The following is a 2,401-nucleotide window of genomic DNA, read 5'->3' as shown; positions in this document are numbered from 1 at the left end:
CGCGGCCCCGCGGCGCACGGGCTCCGTGCTTTCGGGACCCCGCCGGCAGGCGGTCATGCGGTCATGCGGTCAGGAACACCGGGAGGCCGGTGAGGGCGTTGGAGACGACGCCGCCGCGGCGGGGCAGCTCGTCACCGGAGGCGAGGCGCAGGTCCGGGAAGCGGGTGAAGAGGCCCTTCAGCGCGACCTCCGTCTCCAGTCGGGCGAGCGGCGCGCCGATGCAGAAATGCGGGCCGTGGCCGAAGGACAGGTGGCGGAAGGCGGGACGGGTGAGGTCGAAGACGTCGGCGCTCTCCCCGTACTCCCGGCCGTCACGGCCCGCCGATGCGAAGGAGGCGAGGACGGCCTCGCCCCGGCGGATCAGGACGCCGCCGACCTCCAGGTCCTCCAGCGCGTAACGGAGCGGGAAGTGGTTGACCGGGGAGTCCCAGCGCAGGGTCTCCTCGGTGACCGCCGCCCAGGGCACCGCACCGGAGCGCAGCAGCTCCAGCTGTTCCGGGTGGGTGAGCAGGGCGCGGACCGCGTTGCCCATCAGGTTGATGGTGGTCTCGTGACCCGCCACCAGCAACTGCAGCAGCGTGCCCACCAGTTCGTCGGCGCCGAGCCGGCTGCCGTCGGCCTCCCGGGCGGCGATCATCGCGGTGGTCAGGTCGTCGCCGGGCTCCCGGGCGCGCAGGTCGACCAGTTCTGTGAGAAGGGCGAAGGCGTCGCGTTGGACGGCGCCCATGTCCGGCCGGCCAGGACCGGTCCCCGCGCCGACGAGGGCGTTGCTGAGCTCGTGCATGCGGTCCCACCGGTCGCCGGGCAGACCGACCAGCTCGCAGACGACCTGGACCGGCAGCGGCAGGCAGAACTCCGGCCGCAGGTCGACCGGGTGACCCGCCGGGTGGCCGGCGAGGCGGTCCAGGAGCCCGGACACCAGCAACTCCACCCGTGGACGCAGCTCCTCGACCCGGCGCGGGGTGAAGGCCTGCCCGAGCAGGTTGCGCAACCGCCGGTGGTCGGCTCCGTCGGAGGTCAGCAGGCCGGGCACGACGGCGAAGTTGATCAACGGCCAGTCGGCCGGCACCCGGCCCTCGGACAGGGCGGTCCAGTGGGAGGGATGCTTGCCGACGCGGGGGTCCGCGAGCAGGTCGCGCAGGGTGGCGTAGTGGGGGACCACCCATGCCTCGACGCCCTGGGGGAGTGCCACGCGGGTCGCGGGACCCGCGTCGCGGAGCCCGGCGTTCTGCTCGTGCGCGGTGTCCCCGAGGGCGGTGATGTCGACGGCTCCGGAGAACGGGCAGGCGAGGGCTTCGGTGTCGGCCATGAGGGAAGCTCCGTGTGTGGGTGCGCCGGCGGAAGCCGCCCGGGCCGAACCGCCTCTGGCACAAGGCGGCGTGGACGCCCGGCCCGTGCGACAAGGGCGGAGCGTACAGGGATTCGCACGGTCGGTCACCGGCGCGCGTCCGGCCGCACGGGGTCCGCCCGGGCGCCGGCCCTTCCGGTCCGTCAGTGGCGGCCGCGGACCACGACCACCGGGCAGTCGGCGTGGTGGAGCAGCGCCTGGCTGACCGAGCCGAGCAGCATGCCCTGGAAGCCGCCCCGGCCCCGGGCGCCGACCACCGTCAGACGGGCCTCGCCGCTCGCCTCCAGCAGGGCGGGGCGGATCCGGGAGCGGACCAGCCGCGGCTCGACCACGACGTCCGGGTGGGCGGCGCGGTGACGGGCCAGCGTCTCGTCCAGCAGGCGCCGTTGCTCCTCCTGGAGCCGGTTGACGTCCACCACGATCCGCAGGGGGTCGAGGGGGTCGTCGTCGAGGGCCCGCTCGCTGCGGGTGTTCCACACGTGCATCGCGACCAGCGGCGCCCCGCGCAACGCGGCCTCGGCGAAGGCGAAGGCCACCGCCGCCTCACCGGCCTCGGAGCCGTCGACGGCCAGCAGCACCGGCCCGGCCGGGGAGGAACGGCCCCGCACCACCATCAGCGGGCACTGCCCGTGCGCGGCCAGCTGCACGGCCGTCGAGCCCAGCAGAAGCGAGGAGAATCCGCTGAGGCCGCGGCTGCCGACCACCGCCAGCGCCGCCGAGCGCGACTCGATGGTCAGGACCTCCAGCGGCTCGCCCGAGACCACCGAGCGGGTGACCTCCAGGCCCGGCACACGGGCGTGGGCCCGCTGCTCCGCCTCCGAGGGAACCCCGTGCACCAGCCCCGCCAGGCCCCGCCCGGTCATCTCCGGCGGCGGGGTGACCCCCGGCATCCGCGAGGGCCGGTTGCCGAAGGCGTGCACGATGCGCAGCGGGACGCCGCGCAGGTGCGCCTCGTCCGCCGCGACGTCGACCGCGGCGAAGCCGGACGGCGAACCGTCCACCCCGACGATCACTGGTTCGTTCACTTCCGGCTCCCGTCCCGGCCCGTCCGCC

2 protein-coding genes are annotated in these 2,401 nt (G+C 75.2%); both read right to left on the bottom strand.

Features of this window, described 5'->3' with window-relative positions; translation table 11 throughout:
• Nucleotides 1-61: 61 nt before the first annotated feature.
• Entirely contained in the window at nucleotides 62-1,309 is a 1,248-nt protein-coding gene (locus tag HW445_RS27060) for a cytochrome P450 (protein WP_180223500.1), read from the bottom strand.
• 182 nt (nucleotides 1,310-1,491) lie between these two features.
• A complete protein-coding gene (locus HW445_RS27055) occupies nucleotides 1,492-2,373 on the bottom strand; it encodes a universal stress protein (RefSeq protein WP_180223499.1) in 882 nt (293 codons plus the stop codon).
• Between the last annotated feature and the right edge of the window lie 28 nt (nucleotides 2,374-2,401).

The organism is Streptomyces sp. UH6 (assembly GCF_013421635.1).
In the GTDB taxonomy this organism is placed as follows: domain Bacteria; phylum Actinomycetota; class Actinomycetes; order Streptomycetales; family Streptomycetaceae; genus Streptomyces; species Streptomyces abyssomicinicus.
The sequence above is the reverse complement of the archived record's forward strand: the minus strand, read 5'-3'. Positions and strand labels throughout refer to the sequence as shown.

Coding starts and splice junctions, on each gene's coding strand:
- HW445_RS27060 (WP_180223500.1), bottom strand. CDS start 1,309: ATGGCCGACACCGAAGCCCTCGCCTGCCCGTTCTCCGGAGCCGTCGAC.